Below are 19773 nucleotides of genomic sequence, written 5' to 3'. Positions count from 1 at the left end.
TCTAATTTAATTTCATTGGGGAGTAGTGGATGAAACAGTCGTCGAAGGTGCCCTTCGCAAAAGCCCGCCTGCCATTGGCCATGGCCTGCGCCCTGGGCGCTTTCAGCCTGGTTGCCCAGGCTGAGGAACCGGTCCAGCAGGCCGTGGAACTCGACACGCTGAACATCAGTGGCGAACTGGACAGCCCGGTCGGCGAGGACCAGGGTTATGTGGCCAAGAACAGCCGCAGCGCTACCAAGATCAACACTCCCCTGAACGAAACCCCGCGTTCGGTCTCGGTCGTTACCGAAGAGCAGATGAAGGACCGCAACGTCCAGACCATCAGCGAGGCGCTGCGTTATTCGGGCGGCGTACAGGCCGGCTTCTACGGTGAGGACAACAAGCAGGACTGGTTCATCATTCGTGGCTTCAAGCAGGCCAACAACGGCCTGTTCATGGACGGCTCGCGCATCTACTCCAGTGCCTTCTACAGCTGGCAGATCGACCCCTACATGCTCGAGCGCATCGAAGTGCTCAAGGGGGCGGCCTCGGTGCTCTATGGCCAGACCCCGCCCGGCGGCCTGATCAACCTGCAGAGCAAGCGCCCGAATGCCGATGCGCGCAACGAAGTTGGCGTGCAGTACGGCAGCTACAACCGCAAGCAGGTCAACCTGGACGTTGGTGGCAAGCTGGACGAAGAGGGCGATGTGCTTTACCGCATGGTGGCACTGAGTCGCGACACCGGTACCCAGGTCGATGATGTGGATGCCGCGCGCATCCTGCTGGCACCCTCGATGACCCTCAACTTCAACGACGATACCTCGCTGACCCTGCTGGCCAGCGTGCAGAAGGATCGCTCCGATCCCCAACTGCAGTTCCTGCCGCCCAGCGGCACCATCAGCTCTAATCCCAATGGCAAAATCGACACCGACACCGCCGTCGGTGATCCTAGCTATGAAACCTTCGAGCGTGACCAGTACACCTTGGGTTACGAGCTGAACCACCGGATCAACGACAACTGGGACTTCCAGCAGAACCTGCGCTACGGGCATATGGATCTCGAGCTGCGCCAGCTGTTCTATTTCTTCAACGTCACCGATAGCCTCATCGCACGCGGCCTGACTTACAACGACGGCAACGCCAGTAACTTGTCGGTGGACAATCGTCTACTTGGCAACTGGTTTGGCGATCGCTGGGAGAACACCCTGCTGTTGGGCTACGACTATCAGCAGCTCAAGATCAATGATCGTAGCCCCAACGGCTACCCGACTGCTCCAACCATCCCTCTTCTGGACATCTTCAACCCCCACAGCAAGGGTACCTTCATGGGGATGATTCCCGTCGGCTATGAGCAGCCAATTGGCAACTTTGCTCTAGAAGACAAGGATACTCGTGCCGACCAGAACGGCATCTATGTTCAAGAGCAGTTCAAGTACGACAACTGGGTGTTCTTGCTCGGCGGCCGCTACGATAACTCACGCACTGACTTCGATAACAAGACTACAGGCGTCAGCCATAACGTCCGTGATGACAACTTCACCTGGAGTGGTGGTGTCGCCTATGTCATGGATAATGGCCTGACCCCCTATATCAGCTACTCCGAGTTCTTCCTGCCGGTCACTGACCTGAATCGTGTTACTGGGAAGCCTTTCGAGCCACAAGAAGGTGACCAAAAAGAAATCGGTATCAAGTATCAGCCTGAAGGCTTGGATGCCATGTTCACCGCAGCGGTATTCGAGCTGACCCAAGAAAATGTCACCAAGAATCGTGGAGTAGTTCCGACTCAATTGGGCGAAGTGCAAAGCCGCGGTATCGAACTTGAAGCACAGGCCAACGTTACCGAGAACATCAGTTTGGTGGCCAGCTACACCAAGCTCGACCCGGAAACCACCCAAAGCACAATCGAAGTGGAAGAAGGCAAGAAGCCAGCCAACGTCGCCGACGAGATGGCCTCGCTGTGGGGCAAGTACCAGTTCATCGGTGGCGCACTCGACGGTCTGGAATTCGGTGCCGGCGTACGCCATACCAGCTCCAGCTATGGCGACAACACCGAGACCCTGGAAGTGCCGTCTTACACTCTGCTGGACGCCATGGTTGGCTACCGCATCCAGGATGTACGCCTGCAGCTCACCGCCAGCAACCTGACCGACAAAGAGTACGTCACCGCGTGTGACTACTACTGCTGGTACGGCAACCGTCGCAACGTCATCGCCAGTGTCAGCTATGAGTTCTGATCGTCTGGCTCACCTTCCGCTGCCCGATGGGCGGCGGCTGGTCGGCCGCGACGACGGTGCCAGCCTGGCCCTGCATCTGGACGAGCGTGCGCTGCTGCGCGCGCGCCGCCAGGGCAGGCTGATGGTGCCGCTGGAGCTGGCAGTCGAAGAGCAGGCCGAAGCCCTGTGGGCACTGGCCTACTGGTGCTTAGCCAACGACACCCAGCTGCAGGCCGTGTGCCTGCAGCTGGACTCGGTCGACCCGGCCCTGCTGGCCAGTGGTCTGCTGGTGGGTGAGGGGGCCGATCTGCGTATCGAACGTGGGTCGTTCTGGCAGCTGCCGAGGCCCTTCCTGCGCACTGCCGGCAGTGCCGGCTACCCGCAGCAGATGGTCATGCACCCGACGGGCCGCCGTCACCCACGCCGCGCCCCCAAGCCGGCGGGCGAGGTCTATCGGCGTTTCGATGCCACGCTGGGCGCCTGGATATCCCTGCGCACCCTGGACATCGACGAGGACCTGGAGCGCTTCAATCGCTGGCAGAACACTGCTCGCGTGGCGGCGTTCTGGCAGGAAGAGGGCGATCTCACCAAGCATCGCCGCTACCTGGAGGAACTGGCCGTTGACCCACGCGTGCTGACGCTGATCGGCTGCTTCGACGACCAGCCCTTCGCCTACTACGAGGCCTATTGGGCCAAGGAAGACCGTATCGCGCCCTTCTTCGATGTGGACGACTACGACCGCGGCATCCATATGCTGGTGGGCGAGGAGAGCCATAGGGGCCCGCACAAGGTGGCCAGCTGGCTGAGTGCGCTGACCCACTATCTGTTCCTCGACGATCCGCGTACCCAGCGCGTGGTTGCCGAACCTCGCGCGGACAACGCCCGGATGATCGGTCACATGCAGGCACAGGGGTACCACAAGGCCAAGGAATTCGATTTCCCGCACAAGCGCGCGGCACTCATGGTGCAGTCCCGCGAGGTGTTCTTCGAACGCTGCCGCTTGGCATGACTACAAGATGAGCCGCGCCCGAGCGCGGCCGTGTACTGATGAGGTTGGGCGAGGCGAGCGCCTCCTGGGCTGACTTGGCCTTCACATGAACCATCCGCAGAGGATCGGGGCCTGACATGAGCATAGAAACACTGGAATACGATGTGATCGGGCTGGGCTTCGGCCCTGCCAACCTGGCCATTGCCGTGGCCCTGGAAGAAGACCGCCGGGTGCGTGAACACGGCCTGCGCTACTGCTTCCTGGAGAAGAAGCCGGCCTTCGAATGGCACGGCGGCATGCTGCTGGACGACAGCCGCATGCAGATTTCCTTCCTCAAGGACCTGGCCACGCTGCGCAACCCCTCCAGCCGCTACACCTTCGTCAATTACCTGCACCAGAAGCGCCGTCTGGAGGCCTTCATCAACATCAGCACCTTTACGCCGTCGCGCCTGGAGTACAACGACTACCTGAGCTGGGCTGCCAGCCACTTCGCCGAACGGGTGCACTACGGCGAGGAAGTCATAGGCGTCGAGCCGGTGCTGGACGGCGGCGAAGTAAGCCGGGTCAAGGTGATCTCACGCCTGGCCGATGGCCGCACCCGTGCGCGCATCACCCGTAACCTTGTGGTCAGCATCGGCGGCGAACCGGCGGTGCCGGAGCTGTTCCGTACACTGCGCGAGGATGGCCGTGTCATCCATTCGGCCCAGTATCTGGAGCGGATCCAGGGCATCGCCGAGCCGCGCCGCATCGCCGTGATCGGTTCCGGGCAGAGCGCGGCGGAGATCTTCAGCGACCTGTGCGGGCGTTATCCCAATGCCGAAGTGTCCATGGTCATGCGCAGTCAGGCCATGCGTCCGGCCGATGACAGCCCCTTCGTCAACGAGATCTTCGATCCGGCGTATACCGACGTGGTCTACGGCCAGGCGCCGGAAGAGCGCGAGGCCTTCATCCAGGCCAACGCCCAGACCAACTACTCGGTGGTCAACCTGGATCTGATCGAGAGCATCTACCATCGCCTGTACCAGCAGAAGGTCACCGGCCATGCGCCGCACAGCCTGCTGACCCAGCGCAGCATCGAGGCAGTCGAGGCGGGCGCCGAGGGCGTTCGCCTGACCCTGCAGGGCCCGGAGGGCCGAGAAGATCGCCTGTTCGACGCAGTGGTCATGGCCACCGGTTATCGCCGAGACGGCTACAAGCGCCTGCTGGCCGGGCTGCAGGCGCATCTCGGCGAAGGCGTCGGGCGCGACTACCGCCTGTGCTGCCCGCCGCAGATGAGCGCCGGTATCTACCTGCAGGGCTGCTGCGAGTCCAGCCACGGCCTGAGCGATACCCTGCTGTCGGTACTGGCGATACGTTCGCAGGAAGTGGTCGACGCTTTGCTGGATAATCGCCGCCAGCGCCACACACAGGGAGTTACCAGCGCATGTGCCTGACCCAGGCGGGGGGCCGATGATCCCGGCCATTGCCCCGCTGTTCCAAGGGCCCTTTGCCCATTACCGCGATGTATTGACCCTTGCGGATGACCCACGCCCGGCACTGTCCGGGCGTGAGTTCGTCAGCTCCCTGCGTCTGGAAGAGCAGATGCTGCGCTTCGCTCCGGAGCATGCCGAGGGCGACCGCCGCGCGCTGCTGTCGCTGTGGTCGAAGTACTATTTCCTGCGCCTGATCCCGCCAGTGCTGGCCGCCGGCCTGATCCTCAACTGGCGACTGCCACTGGCGTTCGACGAGATCCAGGTGGTGGTCGGTGCCGACGGCCTGCCCGAGGCCTTCAAGCTGCCGCATGCCGGTGAGCGCTGGGCTGCGGCGCCAGCCAACGGTTTCGAGCGCTTTTCCGGCCTGCTGGACGACAATCTGCTGCCCTTCATCGACGGCCTGCGCGCCCATCGCAAGATTGCTGCGCGGGTGCTGTGGAGCAACGCCGGCAACTACTTCGAGTGGTTCATGTCGACGCTCGGCGGCCTGCCGTTCCCCAAACCGATGCTGGCCCAGGGTTTCGAGATACTGGAAAGCAAGCTGCGCCCGGATGGCAGCCGCAACCCGCTGTTCGAGCCGGTCAGCTATGTGCCGCAGGGCGAAGGCTGCGCACCCTGGCGCCAGCGCAAGCTGTGCTGCATCCGTAACGAGCTGGGCATGGCGATGTGCGACAACTGTCCGCTGCTGGAAGAGCCGCCGGCGGAAGGTGTGGCCGTACTGGATTGATCGGGTACGCGAGTTAAAACGTAGCCCGGATACAATCCGGGATGCAGGCGGCTCGGTTCCCGGATTGCATCCGGGCTACAGATATCGGGCGCGATAGCGCCCGGTGTCCTCAGCGCCGATACAGGCACAGCATGAAGTAGGCGCCACCCAGCAGGGAGGCCAGCAAGCCAGCCGGCAACTGCGCGGGGAACAGCAGGGTGCGCCCCAGCCAGTCCGCCGCCACCATCACCAGCGCACCGAGCAGCGCTGCACCGAGCAATTGCGGTACGGCGCGGGCCAGGCCAAGCAGGCGGGCCAGGTGCGGTGCCAGCAGGCCGATGAAGCTCAGCGGCCCGACGATCAGCGTGGCGCCGGCGGTCAGCAGTGCCGCCAGCAGAAGCAGCACCAGACGTCCGCGCCCCAGCGGCACACCCAGCGCGCGTGGCGTACCTTCGCCCAGCGGCAGCAGTTCCAGCCAGCGGCCGAAGGGCAGGGCAGCGGCCAGCAGGACCAGGCTGCAGACCAGCACCCAGAGCGCCATCTGCGGACCGACGAAATAGGTGGAGCCGGACATCCAGCTGAGCAGGTTCTGCCCGCGCGGGTCGCCGCCGGCCAGCAGGATCACCTGCAGGGCATCGAACAGCGCGGTGATGCTGATGCCGATCAGCAGCACCTTCTCCGGGGCGAAGCCGGAGCGACGCGACAGGCCCAGCAGCAGGAGCAGGGTCAGGCCGGCACCCAGCCCACCCAGCGCCAGCTGCGCCAGCGGGCCGGAGTAGGGCAGCAGGAACAGCAGGGCGATCAGCCCCAACGCGGCGCCGGCACTGATGCCGAGCACCTCGGGGCTGGACATGGGGTTGCCGGTCAGGCGCTGGATCATGCAGCCGGCCAGCGCCAGCATGCAGCCGGCAGCGGCGGCGGCCATCACCCGCGGCCAGCGCCAGTCGAGCAGCGCGGCATCGCCGAGGCTCCAGCTCCAGCCCTCCAGCCCGCGCCCCAGGCCCAGCGCCAGGACGATGCCGACGGCCAATGCCAGCAGCAGTGGCAGCAGGCGCCGGGCCGGGAAAGGATGGCGAGCGAAGCTGTGCTCGGCATTGCTCTGTGGCTGGCCGCCGGCCAGGTGCAGGCGCGGCAGCAGCCAGAGCAGCAGCGGCGCGCCGAGAAGAGCCGTGGCAGCGCCTGTCGGCACCAGCTCGGCCAGGTTGCCTGCCAGGCGCTGGATACCCAGGTCGGTGACGCACAGCAGCAGGCCACCGAGCAGTGGCGCCCAGACCAGGCGCTGGGCAAAGCTGCGCGCGCCGAGTAGGCGCACCAGGGCCGGCGCGGCCAGGCCAATGAAGCCGATCACACCGACCACGCTGACCACGCAGGCGGCCAAGTACACGGACAGGGTCAGGCTGACGATGCGCAGGAAACGCAGCGGCACGCCCAGGCTCTTCACCCCACTGTCGTCCAGTTCCAGCAGGGCCAGCGGGCGCAGCAGCGGCAGCAGGAGCAGCAGGCCGACGGCCAGGCGTGGCAACAGGAACTGCACGCCGCCCCAGCTGTTCTGACTGAGCGAACCGGAGCCCCAGATAAATACGGCATTGAGATCCTGCTGCTGGACCAGCATCAGGGTCACGTTCAGTGCGCTCAGGTAGAGGGTCACCACCAGGCCGGCGAGGATCAGCGTCAGCGGTGCCAGGGCACGGCGCCAGGCCAGGGCGAACACCAGCAGGGACGCCAGACCGCCACCAGCAAGGGCCACCCATTCGCGGCCGTAGTCCAGCGCCCAGGGCGCCCACAGCGTGGCGACTAGCAGGCCGAGCTGGGCGCCGCTGGATACGCCCAGAGTGGTCGGCGAGGCCAGCGGGTTACGCAACACCTGCTGCATCAGGGTCCCGGCCAGGGCCAGCACGGCGCCGCAGAGCAGGGCCATGCACAGGCGCGGCAGCCAGCTGAAATGCAGGATCAGCTGCGCCATATCGCCCTCGGCAGGACGAGCCATGGCCGCCAGCCACTCGCCAAGGGGCAGGCGTCGGCCGAGATCGCTCAGCGCCAGGCCGAGGGACAGCAGCAACAGCAAGCCACACAGCCAGCCAGGGTGGCGGGAGAAGCCGAAGCGCGCACGGGTAGGCAGCGGCCCCTGGGCCAGCAGGTCGGTCATGGCGCGATCTCCGGCGCCAGGCGCGCCTCCAGCAGGTTGGCAAAACGCTCGGCGGCCATCAGGCCGTTGAAACTCCATACCGGCGGCAGGCCATACAGGCGCTGCTCGCGCACGGCCGGCAACTGCTGCCACAGGGCGTTGGCTGCCAGGCCCTCGGCGGTGCCGGGCGGCATTGGCTCCAGGTAGAGCAGGGCGGCGCCGGGTTCTTCGGCCAGGCGCTCGATGCCCTGCTGGCTGAAGCCCCAGTAGTTGGTCGGGCCGCTCCAGGCGTTGCGCAGGCCGACGCGATCCAGCACGCCCTGGTAGATGCTCTGCTTGCCGAACAGGCGCACATGACGTTCGTCGAGGAAGGTCAGCACATAGAAAGGCGGCAATGCCCGCGAGGCCAGGTGCTCCTTGACCCGCGCCATAGTGGCGTCGATGCGCGCGATCATCGCCTCACCCTGCGCCTCACGGCCGAGCAACTCGGCCAGCTCGCGGGTCACCCGCTGGGCGCCGACGTAGGCCTCAGCTTCCGGCGTATAGATGGCCAGCATATGCACCGGCGCGATGCGCTCCAGCTGCGGCCGGCTGGCGGCGAACTGCGGGGTGATCAGGATCATGTCGGGCTTGAGCTGGCTGAGCAGCTCCAGGTTCGGCTCTACCCGCAGGCCCAGATCGGCCACCGAAGTCGGCAGCTCGGGCGCCTGCACCCAGCGTCGATAGCCTTCGGTCTGGGCCACGGCGATGGGCGTCACCCCCAGGCCCAGCAGGGTTTCGGTCAGGCCCCAGTCGATCACCGCGATGCGCGGCTGATGGGCATCGGCCTGGGCCAGGCCCGCCAGCAGGGCGAGCACACAGAGCAGCCAGCGCATCAGACCACCACGGCGATGGGTTGCTGGCCCTGCGGATGGCTGAGCACCTGCATGGGCAGGCCGTAGATGGCCTCCAGATTGCTGTCGGTCATCAGTTCGGCCGGGCTGCCATCCAGCAGCAGGCGACCGCTGTGCAAGGCGATCAGACGGTCGCAGTAGCGCGCGGCCATATTGATGTCGTGCAGCACCACGATGACGCTCAGGCCGAGCTGCTGGCTGAGTCTGTGCACCAGGCCCAGCACGTCGACCTGATGGGCGATGTCCAGCGCCGAGGTCGGCTCGTCCAGCAGCAGGTAGCGGCTGTTCTGCGCCAGCAGCATGGCTAGCCACACACGCTGGCGTTCACCGCCGGACAGGCTGTCGACCATGCGCTCGGCGAAGCGCGCGGTGTCGGTGAGTTCCATGGCCTCACGCACCTTGGCGTGGTCTTCGGAGCCGAAGCGGCCGAGCAGGCCATGCCAGGGGTAGCGACCGAAGCCGACCAACTCGCGCACCGTCAGGCTTTCGGCAGCCGGCAGCTGCTGCGGCAGGTAGGCAACCTGGCGGGCGAAGTCACGGTCCTTCCATTCATCCAGCGGCTTGTCGTCCAGCAGCACGCGGCCGGCAGTGGCCGGCTGCTGGCGCGCCAGCATCTTCAACAGGGTGGATTTTCCGGAACCGTTGTGGCCGATCAGACCGACCATCTGGCCCTGGGGGATGTCGAGCGACAACGGTTGCAGAAGAGTGCGCTCCGCCAGGCTGAAGCTGACTGCATCGAGTCGGAACATAAACAATCCTTGGCATCCGAGCAGGCCGGCGACTTTATATAAAATGATAATTTACTGCAAACAGGATTGATTAGCCTTCATCCCCGATGCCGAGAATGTGGGGGGAGGTAGCTCTCACCCGGAGCCAGTGACGCCGAGTGCGAGCATAGGGGGACAGCGCAATATCCCGTGCTTGTGTTTTGCAGCAGGATCAACGTCAGTCGGTCACCATCAGGCAGTTCGTTCTGTTACTGGCATTGCTGCCGACCATACTTTTGTGGGCCTTGTTCGCGCCTGAGAGCTTCCGTCACCACACGACCCTAAATCGCCGCCTGGATCTTATCCGCGAGCAGGCTGAGGCCCGTAAGGCGCTACGGCAGCGCATGCTCGTAGCTGCGCATACCAGCAGCTTCCCTCCGCCGATCTGAGCCAAAGATTCGCATAATGTATATTATGTTAAATAATATAATTGGATGAATACCTGCAACGCCCTCAGGTCCATCCCTGCCACTTCAGACTCGCACTGCCGTAATCAATACCCGCATGCACACAACGAGGAAATCTCCAGGCCACGATCCGGTTCGTCGCGCTGTTGGAAAACCTCTGCCGCACGTCGATGCTCTGCCAGCTAAAGTTCTCCCAGGACGCTTGAGAGAAGCCTTCCGTCGCCTGCGCTGGCAGCAAGGTGCAGGCGAAACACCTCAGCACTTTTAGGCAGGAGCCATCCTGAATATCTCGCGTAGCAGGAATGACATGCTGTTACCCGGAGCCGCGCTGCTGGTGTTGGCTGTTGGTCTGGTCTTGAGCGCTTTGGGGCATGGCCAGCTCGCCGCCACCCTCTGGAATGGTAGCGCCCTGCTGGCTGCTGTTCTGCTGCTGGTGGAGATCCTGGCCCGCTTGCGCCGCAGAGAAATCGGTGTCGATCTCATCGCCTTGCTGGCCATCGCAACCGCCGTACTATTCGGCCAGGCCCTCGTTGCAGCTCTGGTTGCCTTGATGCTGGCCAGTGGTCGCGCTCTGGAGAGCTACAGCGGGCGCCGCGCCGAGCACGAGTTACGCCGCCTGATCGACCGCGCCCCGCGCATGGCCTGGCGCTATCGCGACAGCGAACTGGAACAGGTGCCTGTTGAGCACATCCAGGCTGGTGATCGCTTGCTGGTACGTCTGGGGGAAATGGTGCCTGTGGACGGCGTGGTGCTCGATAATTCGGTCACTCTGGATGAGTCGGCACTGACCGGCGAGCCGCTACCGGTTCGTCGTGAGCCCGGCGACACCCTGCGCAGTGGCGCGCTGAATGCCGGTACGCCGTTCGAGATGCGGGCCAGCCACCCGGCCACCCAGAGCACCTATGCCGCCATAGTGCGGATGGTAGAGGCCGCACGCCTGTCGCGCGCACCTTTCGTGCGCCTGGCAGATCGCTATGCCCTGCTGCTGATCCCCGTCACGCTGGCCCTGGCCGGCATAGCCTGGCTGATCAGTGGCGACCCGCTGCGCGTGCTGGCGGTACTGGTGGTGGCCACCCCCTGCCCGCTTATTCTGGCCGTACCTATCGCAATCATGTCCGGCATTTCGCGCTGCGCGCACCGCGGTATCCTCATCAAGGATGGCGCCACGCTGGAAGCACTGGCGCGTGCCAGGCGGCTTTTCCTCGACAAGACCGGCACCCTGACGATGGGGCACGTCAGTGTACTTGCCGTAGAGAGTGCAGGCAGCCACTCGCGGGAACAGCTGCTGCGCCTCGCCGCCTCACTGGCCCAGTCTTCGCCGCACCTGGTAGCCCAGGCCATAGTCGAGACTGCCCAGGCCCACGGGCTGAGCCTGGAGCGCGCCCAGGAGGTGCGCGAGCAACCCGGAGCCGGCCTGTGCGGGGTGGTAGCCGGGCATGCGGTGATGCTCGGCGGTCATGACTATGTCGCCGCTGCCACCACTGCTCTGCCCTGGAGCGAAGGTATGTTGCGCCGCATGGCATACGAGGTGGCTGGCGGTAGTTTCATCGCCATCGATGGCGTGATGGCCGGTGCCGTGCTGTTCTCCGACCGCCTGCGCCTGGAGTCCCCGCGGGCCCTGCGTTTGTTGCGCCAGGCAGGTATACGGCACATCGTCATGCTCACCGGCGATCGCGCGGATGCAGCCCAGGCGATTGGCATGGCTGTGGGTGTCGATGAGATTCATGCAGGCCTCTCCCCCGCCGGCAAGGTCGCAGCCATTGGCCAAGGGCGGGGCGAGGGCACCAGTCTGATGGTCGGCGACGGCATCAATGACGCCCCTGCCCTTGCCGCGGCCGATGTCGGGATTGCCCTGGGCGCCGGCGGTACCAGTGCCTCTTCCGAAGCGGCCGGCGTAGTGCTGCTGGTCGACCGCCTGGACCGGGTCGCCGAAGCCCTGCGAATCGCCCGACGCTCCCGAGCCATCGCGGTGCAGGGCGTGCTGGTGGGGATGGGATTGTCGTTGCTGGCCATGCTGCTGGCCGTGGCGGGATACCTGCCGGCGCTGGCCGGGGCGGTCGTCCAGGAAGCCATCGACCTGGCAGTCATCGGCAATGCGCTGCGTGCGCTTGGTGCGGGATGGCGGGAGCGAGCAACCCCAAGGCTCGCGGGCGATTGGATAGACAGCCTGCGTGAGGAGCATGCCGCCCTCCTACCCTTGCTCGAACGGCTGCGCACGGCCGCCGAGGGGCTTGATGACGCTCCACCGGCGCAGGCCCGGGAGGAGTTGGCCGGCCTTATTGAAGCGCTAAAGAGCCAGCTGGTTCCCCATGAACAAGCCGACGAGGACAGCCTCTACCCGCAATTGTCTCGGCGTTTGCCAGGCGAAGACCCGCTCGCAGCCCTGAGCCATACCCATCGGGAGATATTCCGCCTGGTGCACCTGCTGGAGCAAATGAACGCGGCCCCTGCCGGGAGCTCGCTGGAGGAAATCCAGCGTCTGCTGCTGCGCCTGGACACCCTGCTGAGCCTGCATTTCGCCCAGGAGGACGAGCTCTACCACAGTCTCGACAGTCGCTGAGGAGCCCTGGGCGCATCTCGCCCGATCAGATGCCGGGTCGACCGGGATCTTCCGGCGGGTTTTCCTCTTCGATCTCCTCGAGCTTGAGCTCCATCGCCCAGTTGGCTGCGGCGGCAGGCTTGGCCTCGGGAGCCGCTGCGGGCGCCGGAGCCGACTGGCTGGCCGGGTTGTCCTTGTAGAGTTTCAGCTTGAGGCGGACGTTGTTCGCCGAGTCGGCATTCTTCACCGCCTCCTCCTCGTCGATGGCGCCCTCGTGGACCAGGTCGATCAGCGCCATGTCGAAGGTCTGCATGCCGAGGTTCTTCGACTTCTCCATGATCTCCTTGATCTCGGAAAATTCGTTGCGCTTGATCAGGTCGCGGATCGTCGGCGTGCCCAGCAGTACTTCCACCGCCGCACGGCGTTTGCCGTCCAGGGTCTTGACCAGGCGCTGCGAGACGAAGGCGCGCAGGTTGTTGCCCAGGTCATTGAGCAGCTGTGGGCGACGCTCCTCGGGGAAGAAGTTGATGATGCGATCCAGCGCCTGGTTGGCGTTGTTGGCGTGCAGGGTGGAAATGGCCAGGTGGCCGGTGTCGGCGAAGGCCAGGGCGTGCTCCATGGTCTCGCGGTCGCGGATCTCGCCGATCAGGATCACGTCCGGCGCCTGGCGCAGGGTGTTCTTCAGCGCGGCATGGAAGCTGCGGGTGTCGACCCCGACTTCGCGCTGGTTGATGATCGATTTCTTGTGCCGGTGCACATACTCCACCGGGTCCTCGATGGTGATGATGTGGCCGCCGCTGTTGCGGTTGCGGTAGTCGATCAGCGCCGCCAGCGAGGTCGACTTGCCCGAGCCGGTGCCGCCGACGAACAGCACCAGGCCGCGCTTCTCCATCACCGTCTTGAGCAGTACCTCGGGCAGCTTGAGGTCCTCGAACTTGGGAATCTCCATCTTGATGTTGCGCGCGACGATGGACACCTCGTTGCGCTGCTTGAAGATGTTGATGCGGAAGCGACCGACGTTGGGCACCGAGATGGCCAGGTTCATCTCCAGCTCCTTGTCGAACTCGGCGCGCTGCTCGGCATCCATCACGCCATTGGCGATAGCGGCCACATCCCCCGGCTTGAGCGGCTCCTGGCTGAGGGGCTTGAGCACCCCGTTGAACTTGGCGCAGGGCGGCGCCCCGGTGGACAGGTAGAGGTCGGACCCGTCCTGGCTGGACAGGATTTTCAGCATTGCGGTGAGGTCCATGGGGCGCGGTTCCATCTAGGTGGAATAGACAAGTTAGGCCAAGTCGGCCCGGGTTTCCGGTCGAGCGAGGCCTGAAAAATGACGCCATTCTGATGGCGCGAGGAATGCTGGCACAATAGTCGCTCCGCAAAATGAGGAACCCGTCATGCCCAAGGCGATGGCCCGCCACATTCTGGTGAAGACCGAGGCCGAAGCGGCCGCCCTGAAGAAACGCATCGCCGCCGGCGAGGCCTTCGACGTGCTGGCCAAGAAGTACTCGACCTGCCCCTCCGGCAAGCGCGGCGGCGACCTCGGCGAGGTCCGCCCGGGGCAGATGGTGCGGGCGGTGGATCAGGTGATCTTCAAGAAGGCGCTACGCGAAGTGCACGGACCGGTGAAGAGCCAGTTCGGCTTCCATCTGATCCAGGTGTTCTACCGCGAGTGACGGCTGCAGCACCGCCCGACCGATCACGGCTGCCGAGCCGACGGGAAACCGCTACAATCGCGCCCTTTTGCGCGCAAGCGCCCGCCTCTTCAGGAATACCTCCGTGATCTCCACCGCCAACATCACCATGCAGTTCGGCGCCAAGCCGCTGTTCGAGAACGTTTCCGTCAAGTTCGGCAACGGCAACCGCTACGGCCTGATCGGAGCCAACGGTTGCGGCAAGTCGACCTTCATGAAGATCCTCGGCGGCGACCTGGAACCCTCCGCCGGCCAGGTGATGCTCGAACCCAACGTGCGCCTGGGCAAGCTGCGCCAGGATCAGTTCGCCTACGAGCAGTTCAGCGTGATCGACACCGTGATCATGGGTCACGCGGAGCTGTACAAGGTCAAGGCCGAGCGCGACCGCATCTATTCGCTGCCGGAGATGAGCGAAGAAGACGGCATGAAGGTGGGCGAGCTGGAAGGCGAGTTCGCCGAGATGGACGGCTACACCGCCGAATCCCGCGCCGGCGAGCTGCTGCTGGGCCTCGGCATTCCGCTGGAGCAGCACTTCGGCCCGATGAGCGAAGTGGCGCCGGGCTGGAAGCTGCGCGTGCTGCTGGCCCAGGCGCTGTTCGCCGATCCGGACGTGCTGCTGCTCGACGAGCCGACCAACCACCTGGACATCAACACCATCCGCTGGCTGGAAAACATCCTCACGGCGCGTAACAGCACCATGATCATCATTTCCCACGACCGCCACTTCCTGAACTCGGTCTGCACCCACATGGCGGACCTGGACTACGGCGAGCTGCGCCTGTTCCCCGGCAACTACGACGAGTACATGACCGCCGCGACCCAGGCCCGCGAGCGCCTGCTGTCCGACAACGCCAAGAAGAAGGCACAGATCGCCGAGCTGCAGACCTTCGTCAGCCGCTTCTCGGCCAACGCCTCCAAGGCCAAGCAGGCCACCAGCCGCGCCAAGCAGATCGACAAGATCCAGCTGGAGGAGGTCAAGCCGTCCAGCCGCGTCAGCCCATTCATCCGCTTCGACCAGAACAAGAAGTTGCACCGCCAGGCCGTGACCATCGAGAAGCTGTCCAAGGCCTTCGACGACAAGGTGCTGTTCAAGAACTTCAGTTTCCAGGTCGAGGCCGGCGAGCGCGTGGCCATCATCGGTCCCAACGGTATCGGCAAGACCACCCTGCTGCGCACCCTGGTCGGCGAGCTGCAACCGGATGCCGGTGAGGTGAAATGGACCGACAGCGCCGAGGTGGGCTACTACGCCCAGGACCATGCCCACGACTTCGAGGCCGACGACAGCCTGTTCGAATGGATGGGCCAGTGGACCACCGGCGAGCAGAACATCCGCGCGGCCCTGGGCCGCATGCTGTTCTCTTCCGACGAGATCCAGAAGTCGGTCAAGGTGCTCTCCGGCGGCGAGCAGGGGCGCATGCTGTTCGGCAAGCTGGCCTGCCAGAAGCCCAACGTGCTGGTGATGGACGAACCGACCAACCACCTGGACATGGAATCCATCGAGGCGCTCAACCTGGCGCTGGAGAACTACCCGGGCACACTGATCTTCGTCAGCCACGACCGCGAGTTCGTCAGCTCCCTGGCCACCCGCATCATCGAGCTGTCGGATAACGGCGTGACTGACTTCAGCGGCAGTTACGACGACTATCTGCGCAGCCAGGGCGTGATCGTCTGACGCCGGCGCCGCCACGAAAAAGCCCCGCCAGTGCGGGGCTTTTCATATCCGGGCTCAGACGCGGCCCAGGAAGTCCATCTTGCCGATGTCCAGGCCGTTGTGGCGCAGGATGGCGTAGGCGGTAGTGATATGGAAATAGAAGTTGGGCAGGACGAAGTGCAGCAGGTAGTCCTCGCCCTGGAACTTCATTTCGGCGCCGGGGAACTTGAGCACCACCTCGCGCCCTTCCCCGCTGTCGATCTGCGCCGGCGTCAGGCCCTTGATGAACTCAAGGGTCTTGGCGATACGCGCCTGCAGCTCGGCGAAGCTGCTTTCGGTGTCCGGGAAGCTGGGAATGTCCACCCCGGCCAGGCGCGCCGCACAGCCCTTGGCCGCGTCGCTGGCGATCTGCACCTGGCGGGTCAGCGGGTGCATGTCCGGCGCCAGACGGGCATTCAGCAGTACCGCCGGGTCGATCTTCTTCGCCGCGGCGTAGGCTTCGGCCTTGTCGAGAATGGCCGACAGGTTGCCGAACATGCGCACGAAGACGGGAACGGAGGCCTGGTAGAGGGACAGCGACATGACAAACTCCTTGGCAGTGAAAGAATCGGGACTCTGCTAGGTTAGCCGCATCAACCCACAGGGAGGTGAACTAAAGATGACTCCGCAACAGGTCGCCGACTTCTGCCTGCAACTGCCGGGCGCCCGCGAGGACTACAAGTGGGGCGGCGTGCGGGTGTTCTCGGTGGCCGGCAACAAGATGTTCGCCCTGCTCAGCGAAGGCCTGGCGTTCAAGGTGGCGCCGGAGCTGTTCCTCGGCATGGTCGACCGCCCGGGCATCCGCCCTGCCCCCTACCTGGCCCGCGCCCACTGGGTGAGCATGGCCGAACCCTTCCCGCTGGGCGACGCCGAGCTGCGCGAACTGCTGGCACGCTCGCACCAGCTGGTGGTGCGCAGGCTGCCGAAGATTCGCCAGGCGGGGTTGCTGCTCGACTAGAACGGCAGCAGGTGGCCCAGGTAGCGGCCGCCCAGGGCCAGGCGGTCGAGCCAGAAGGCCTGGTGCAGCGCGACGATGGCCCAGAACACCAGCTGGAAGGAGACCTTGCGCGTCTTGTGGCGAAACACCTGTTGCGCCACCAGCGCGCCGGGCCAGCCTCCGGCCAGCTCGGCGATGTGCAGGCTGTTCTCCGGGGTGCGCCAGCGGCCCTTCTGCGCCGACTGCTTGTCCAACCAGTACTGGCAGAAGCTGAACAGGCTGAGCAGCGCATAGGCCAGCGCTACCCAGAATATGCCCTGGCCGAGCAGCGCCAGGCTGCCCCAGGCCGGCAGAACAGCCAGCGCTGCCAGTATCAGTAGCTTTGCGGGCAGATTGTGAATGCCTGAACCCTCGCTCCGGCGCCTGCCGGGTGCGTCTGCTGCCGGCACAGGCTTGCGCCGGATCGCCGGGCGGTCGAGGCTGAGCCCGACATGGCGCATGTGCTGCGCGCGCAGGCGTCCCTGGCTGTCCGGCGCGGCGACATAGAGCACCGCATCGCCGACCTTGGGGCGGCTATCCCCGCGCATGGCGGAGATGTGCACGAACACCTGCGCGCCATCACCCTCGGCCTGGATGAAACCGAAGCCCTTGGCATCGTTCCAGCTCCTGAGTGTGCCGCGTCGCTCCATGCCTTCCATCAGTGCGCCTGGGCGCTACTCCAATCGATCAGGCCGAACTGCCAGGTGGCCAGGATCAGCAGGCCGAAGCCGATGCGATACCAGGCGAAAACGGCGTAACTGTGATTGGCGATGAACTTGAGCAGTGCGCGCACGGCGATCATGGCGAAGATGAAGGACACCACGAAGCCCAGGGCGAACACCGGCAGGTCGCCGGGCTGGAACAGCTCGCGGTACTTGTAGCCGGAGTAGACGGCGGCACCGACCATGGTCGGCATGGCCAGGAAGAAGGAGAACTCGGTGGCGGCACGGCGCGACAGGCCGAACAGCAAGCCGCCGATGATGGTCGAGGCCGAACGCGAGGTGCCGGGGATCATCGCCAGGCACTGGGCGAGGCCGATTTTCAGCGCCTCCTTCCAGGTCATGTCGTCGACTTCCTCGACCGTGATCTCGTGCTTGCGCCGCTCGGCCCAGAGCATTACCAGGCCACCGACCACCAGGGCCGTGGCCACGGTGACGGCGTTGAACAGGAAGTCATGGATGAGGTCGGCGAAGGCCACGCCGATCACCACAGCCGGCAGGAAGGCAATCAGCAGGTTGGCGGTGAAGCGCTGTGCCTGGCGCTGACGCGGCACATTGAATACCACCTCGAGCACCTTGCGCCGGTACTCCCAGACCACCGCCAGAATGGCGCCGAGCTGGATGATGATGTTGAAGGCCTTGGCCCGGTCGCCGCCGAAGCCGATCAGGTCGGCGACTATGATCTGGTGTCCGGTACTGGAGATCGGCAGGAACTCGGTGAGCCCCTCGACCACGCCAAGAATCAGTGCCTGCAGGGCGGTCCACAAATCCATGAATACCTCTGGGCTAAGCCTTTGCCTGGGCTTGCCGATATCAAAGCAAGGGCCCGAGCGGGCCGACAAAATAGCCGCGCATGCTAACAGAAGACAAACGTCACCGCTGCCGGGCCTACGCCTAATTGCACAACTTCTAAACTGCCTGTTAGCTCAGCGCGAACCATCCGCATAACAAGAACCTGGAGTTGCCCTTCGATGAACAGTCTGCGCAACCTGCCCATCAGCCGCCGCCTGTGGCTGATCCTGTTGTCCTCCGTGGTCATGCTGCTGGCCCTGGCCGGCCTGATGCTGCAGCAGATCCATGGCGACCTATACCAGGCCAAGGCCCTGAAGACGCGCCATGTGGTGGAAAGCACCCTGGGCATCCTCAAGCATTTCCATGGACTGGAAAGCGCCGGCATGGCCCGCGACGAGGCGCAGAAGCAGGCGATGGAGCTGATTCGCGGGCTGCGCTATGACCAGGACGACTATTTCTGGATCAACGACCTCACGCCGGTGATGGTCATGCACCCGACCAACCCCAAGCTCGAAGGGCAGAATCTCTCGGGCAACAAGGACCCCGACGGCAAGTTTTTGTTCAACGAGATGGTCGCACTGGCGAAGAAAGATGGATCGGGCCAGGTCGACTACCGCTGGCCCAAGCCGGGCTCGGACGAGCCAGTGCCGAAGATTTCCTACGTCGAGCTGTTCCAGCCCTGGGGCTGGATCCTCGGTTCCGGCATCTATGTCGATGACGTGCAGGGCGAGTTCCGCGCCCAGGCCATGCGTGCGCTGGGCATCCTGCTGGTGGTCACCCTGCTGCTGGCCGGCCTGGTGATCCTGATCACCCGCAGCATCGCCCGCCCGCTGGACGAGGCGGTCGGCGCCATGGCCAATATCGCGAGTGGCGAAGCCGACCTGACCCGCAGCCTAGACCACAGCGGGCGCGATGAACTGGCCTCGCTCGGCGAGCACTTCAACGCCTTCACCGGCAAGCTGCGCGGGGTCATCGGCCAGTCGCTGCAGGCCGCCGGCGCACTGGATCAGGCGTCGCAGTCGCTCGGCCAGATCGCCGGCAGCGCGCAGCAGCACAGCCAGCAGCAGTCGCAGCAGATGGAATTGGTAGCGACCGCCATCAACGAGGTGTCCTATGCCGTGCAGGACGTGGCGAAGAACGCCGAGCATGCCGCCAGCGAGGTGCGCCAGGCCGAGCAGCAGGCGCTGCAGGGCCAGCAGAACATCGACAGCAGCCTGCGCCAGATCGACCAGTTGTCGGAAACCATCAACCAGGCCGTCGAGGTAATCCAGAGCCTGGCCCAGGAAAGCACCCAGATCGGCAGCGTGCTGGAAGTGATCCGCTCGATCGCCGAGCAGACCAACCTGCTGGCGCTGAACGCCGCCATCGAGGCCGCTCGGGCCGGCGAGCAGGGCCGCGGCTTCGCCGTGGTGGCCGACGAGGTGCGCCTGCTGGCCCAGCGCACCCAGCAGTCCACCGCGGAGATCCACAGCATGATCGAACGCCTGCAGGGCAACTCGGAGGCGGCGGTCAAGGTCATCCACGCCAGCAGCCAGGCTTCCCAGCTGACTGTCGAGCAGGCACGCCAGGCCGGCGAGAGCCTGGGGCAGATCGCCGCCTCGCTGCGCAACCTGACGGGCTTGAATGCTTCGATCGCCAGTGCCACGCTGCAACAGTCGCATGTGGTGGAAGACATCAACCACAACGTCACCCAGGCGGCCTCGCTGGCGCATGAGAACGCGCTGGCGGCGGACCAGTCCAGTGAGGCCAGTCAGCACCTCGGTCAGCTGGCCGGTCAGTTGAACCGTCTATTGGGCCAGTTCCGCGTATGAGGTGT

The 19773-nt window shown here is 64.8% G+C and carries 16 protein-coding genes; 9 read left to right on the top strand and 7 right to left on the bottom strand.

Going from position 1 to position 19773, the window contains the following annotated elements:
- Positions 1-29 precede the first annotated feature (29 nt).
- The 4 genes from DMO17_RS14000 to fhuF all read left to right on the top strand — a co-directional run bounded on the left by DMO17_RS14000 (position 30) and on the right by fhuF (position 5379).
- Positions 30-2213 carry a TonB-dependent siderophore receptor gene (locus tag DMO17_RS14000; RefSeq protein WP_110683108.1) on the top strand — a complete coding sequence of 728 codons (2184 nt, stop codon included), beginning with the start codon at positions 30-32 and terminating at the stop codon, positions 2211-2213.
- The gene (locus DMO17_RS13995) at positions 2203-3201 is read left to right on the top strand and encodes a GNAT family N-acetyltransferase (protein WP_110683107.1); all 999 of its coding nucleotides are present in this window, start codon (positions 2203-2205) and stop codon (positions 3199-3201) included. The genes DMO17_RS14000 and DMO17_RS13995 overlap by 11 nt, the downstream gene beginning before the upstream one ends.
- A 116-nt stretch (positions 3202-3317) precedes the next feature.
- Positions 3318-4613 (top strand): lysine N(6)-hydroxylase/L-ornithine N(5)-oxygenase family protein, encoded by a 1296-nt coding sequence (locus tag DMO17_RS13990; protein ID WP_110683106.1) that lies wholly within the window; start codon positions 3318-3320, stop codon positions 4611-4613.
- 16 nt (positions 4614-4629) lie between these two features.
- A complete protein-coding gene (fhuF, locus tag DMO17_RS13985; protein WP_110683105.1) occupies positions 4630-5379 on the top strand; it encodes a siderophore-iron reductase FhuF in 750 nt (249 codons plus the stop codon).
- A gap of 109 nt (positions 5380-5488) precedes the next feature.
- Here fhuF and fhuB read toward each other — a convergent pair whose 3' ends face one another.
- Genes fhuB through DMO17_RS13970 form a run of 3 tightly spaced genes read right to left on the bottom strand, consistent with a single transcriptional unit; the run spans position 5489 to position 9125 of the window.
- Entirely contained in the window at positions 5489-7504 is a 2016-nt protein-coding gene (gene fhuB, locus DMO17_RS13980) for a Fe(3+)-hydroxamate ABC transporter permease FhuB (RefSeq protein ID WP_110683104.1), read from the bottom strand.
- Positions 7501-8358, bottom strand: coding sequence for an ABC transporter substrate-binding protein (locus tag DMO17_RS13975; RefSeq protein ID WP_110683103.1), 858 nt, complete (start codon positions 8356-8358; stop codon positions 7501-7503). The genes fhuB and DMO17_RS13975 overlap by 4 nt, the downstream gene beginning before the upstream one ends.
- On the bottom strand, positions 8358-9125 hold the full coding sequence (locus DMO17_RS13970; protein ID WP_110683102.1) for an ATP-binding cassette domain-containing protein: 768 nt from the start codon (positions 9123-9125) through the stop codon (positions 8358-8360). The genes DMO17_RS13975 and DMO17_RS13970 overlap by 1 nt, the downstream gene beginning before the upstream one ends.
- 732 nt (positions 9126-9857) lie before the next feature.
- Between DMO17_RS13970 and DMO17_RS13960 the strand changes: the two genes are divergently transcribed.
- Positions 9858-12110 carry a heavy metal translocating P-type ATPase gene (locus tag DMO17_RS13960; RefSeq protein WP_110683100.1) on the top strand — a complete coding sequence of 751 codons (2253 nt, stop codon included), beginning with the start codon at positions 9858-9860 and terminating at the stop codon, positions 12108-12110.
- Between the two features lie 25 nt (positions 12111-12135).
- Here the strand turns inward: DMO17_RS13960 and DMO17_RS13955 are convergent, their stop codons facing one another.
- Positions 12136-13338 (bottom strand): PilT/PilU family type 4a pilus ATPase, encoded by a 1203-nt coding sequence (locus DMO17_RS13955; protein WP_181418789.1) that lies wholly within the window; start codon positions 13336-13338, stop codon positions 12136-12138.
- Between the two features lie 145 nt (positions 13339-13483).
- Between DMO17_RS13955 and DMO17_RS13950 the strand changes: the two genes are divergently transcribed.
- A complete protein-coding gene (locus DMO17_RS13950) occupies positions 13484-13762 on the top strand; it encodes a peptidylprolyl isomerase (RefSeq protein ID WP_110683099.1) in 279 nt (92 codons plus the stop codon).
- 103 nt (positions 13763-13865) lie between these two features.
- The gene (locus DMO17_RS13945; protein WP_110683098.1) at positions 13866-15452 is read left to right on the top strand and encodes an ABC-F family ATPase; all 1587 of its coding nucleotides are present in this window, start codon (positions 13866-13868) and stop codon (positions 15450-15452) included.
- A 54-nt stretch (positions 15453-15506) separates the two neighbouring features.
- On the opposite strand, the gene DMO17_RS13940 is transcribed toward DMO17_RS13945, so the two are convergent.
- Positions 15507-16013 carry a DUF1993 domain-containing protein gene (locus DMO17_RS13940; protein WP_110683097.1) on the bottom strand — a complete coding sequence of 169 codons (507 nt, stop codon included), beginning with the start codon at positions 16011-16013 and terminating at the stop codon, positions 15507-15509.
- A gap of 76 nt (positions 16014-16089) precedes the next feature.
- On the opposite strand from DMO17_RS13940, the gene DMO17_RS13935 reads away from it, so the two are divergent.
- Positions 16090-16428 (top strand): MmcQ/YjbR family DNA-binding protein, encoded by a 339-nt coding sequence (locus tag DMO17_RS13935; RefSeq protein ID WP_110683096.1) that lies wholly within the window; start codon positions 16090-16092, stop codon positions 16426-16428.
- Here DMO17_RS13935 and DMO17_RS13930 read toward each other — a convergent pair.
- Both DMO17_RS13930 and DMO17_RS13925 read right to left on the bottom strand, forming a co-directional pair.
- Complete coding sequence (locus DMO17_RS13930; RefSeq protein ID WP_181418788.1) at positions 16425-17096, bottom strand: DUF1294 domain-containing protein; 672 nt, start codon at positions 17094-17096, stop codon at positions 16425-16427. The genes DMO17_RS13935 and DMO17_RS13930 overlap by 4 nt on opposite strands.
- An 8-nt stretch (positions 17097-17104) precedes the next feature.
- A complete protein-coding gene (locus DMO17_RS13925) occupies positions 17105-17938 on the bottom strand; it encodes an undecaprenyl-diphosphate phosphatase (RefSeq protein WP_110683094.1) in 834 nt (277 codons plus the stop codon).
- Between the two features lie 198 nt (positions 17939-18136).
- Between DMO17_RS13925 and DMO17_RS13920 the strand changes: the two genes are divergently transcribed.
- Positions 18137-19768 (top strand): methyl-accepting chemotaxis protein, encoded by a 1632-nt coding sequence (locus DMO17_RS13920; protein ID WP_110683093.1) that lies wholly within the window; start codon positions 18137-18139, stop codon positions 19766-19768.
- Positions 19769-19773: the final 5 nt, after the last annotated feature.

Source organism: Aquipseudomonas alcaligenes, assembly GCF_003205495.1.
In the GTDB taxonomy this organism is placed as follows: Bacteria; Pseudomonadota; Gammaproteobacteria; order Pseudomonadales; family Pseudomonadaceae; genus Aquipseudomonas; species Aquipseudomonas alcaligenes_B.
The sequence above is the reverse complement of the archived record's forward strand: the minus strand, read 5'-3'. Positions and strand labels throughout refer to the sequence as shown.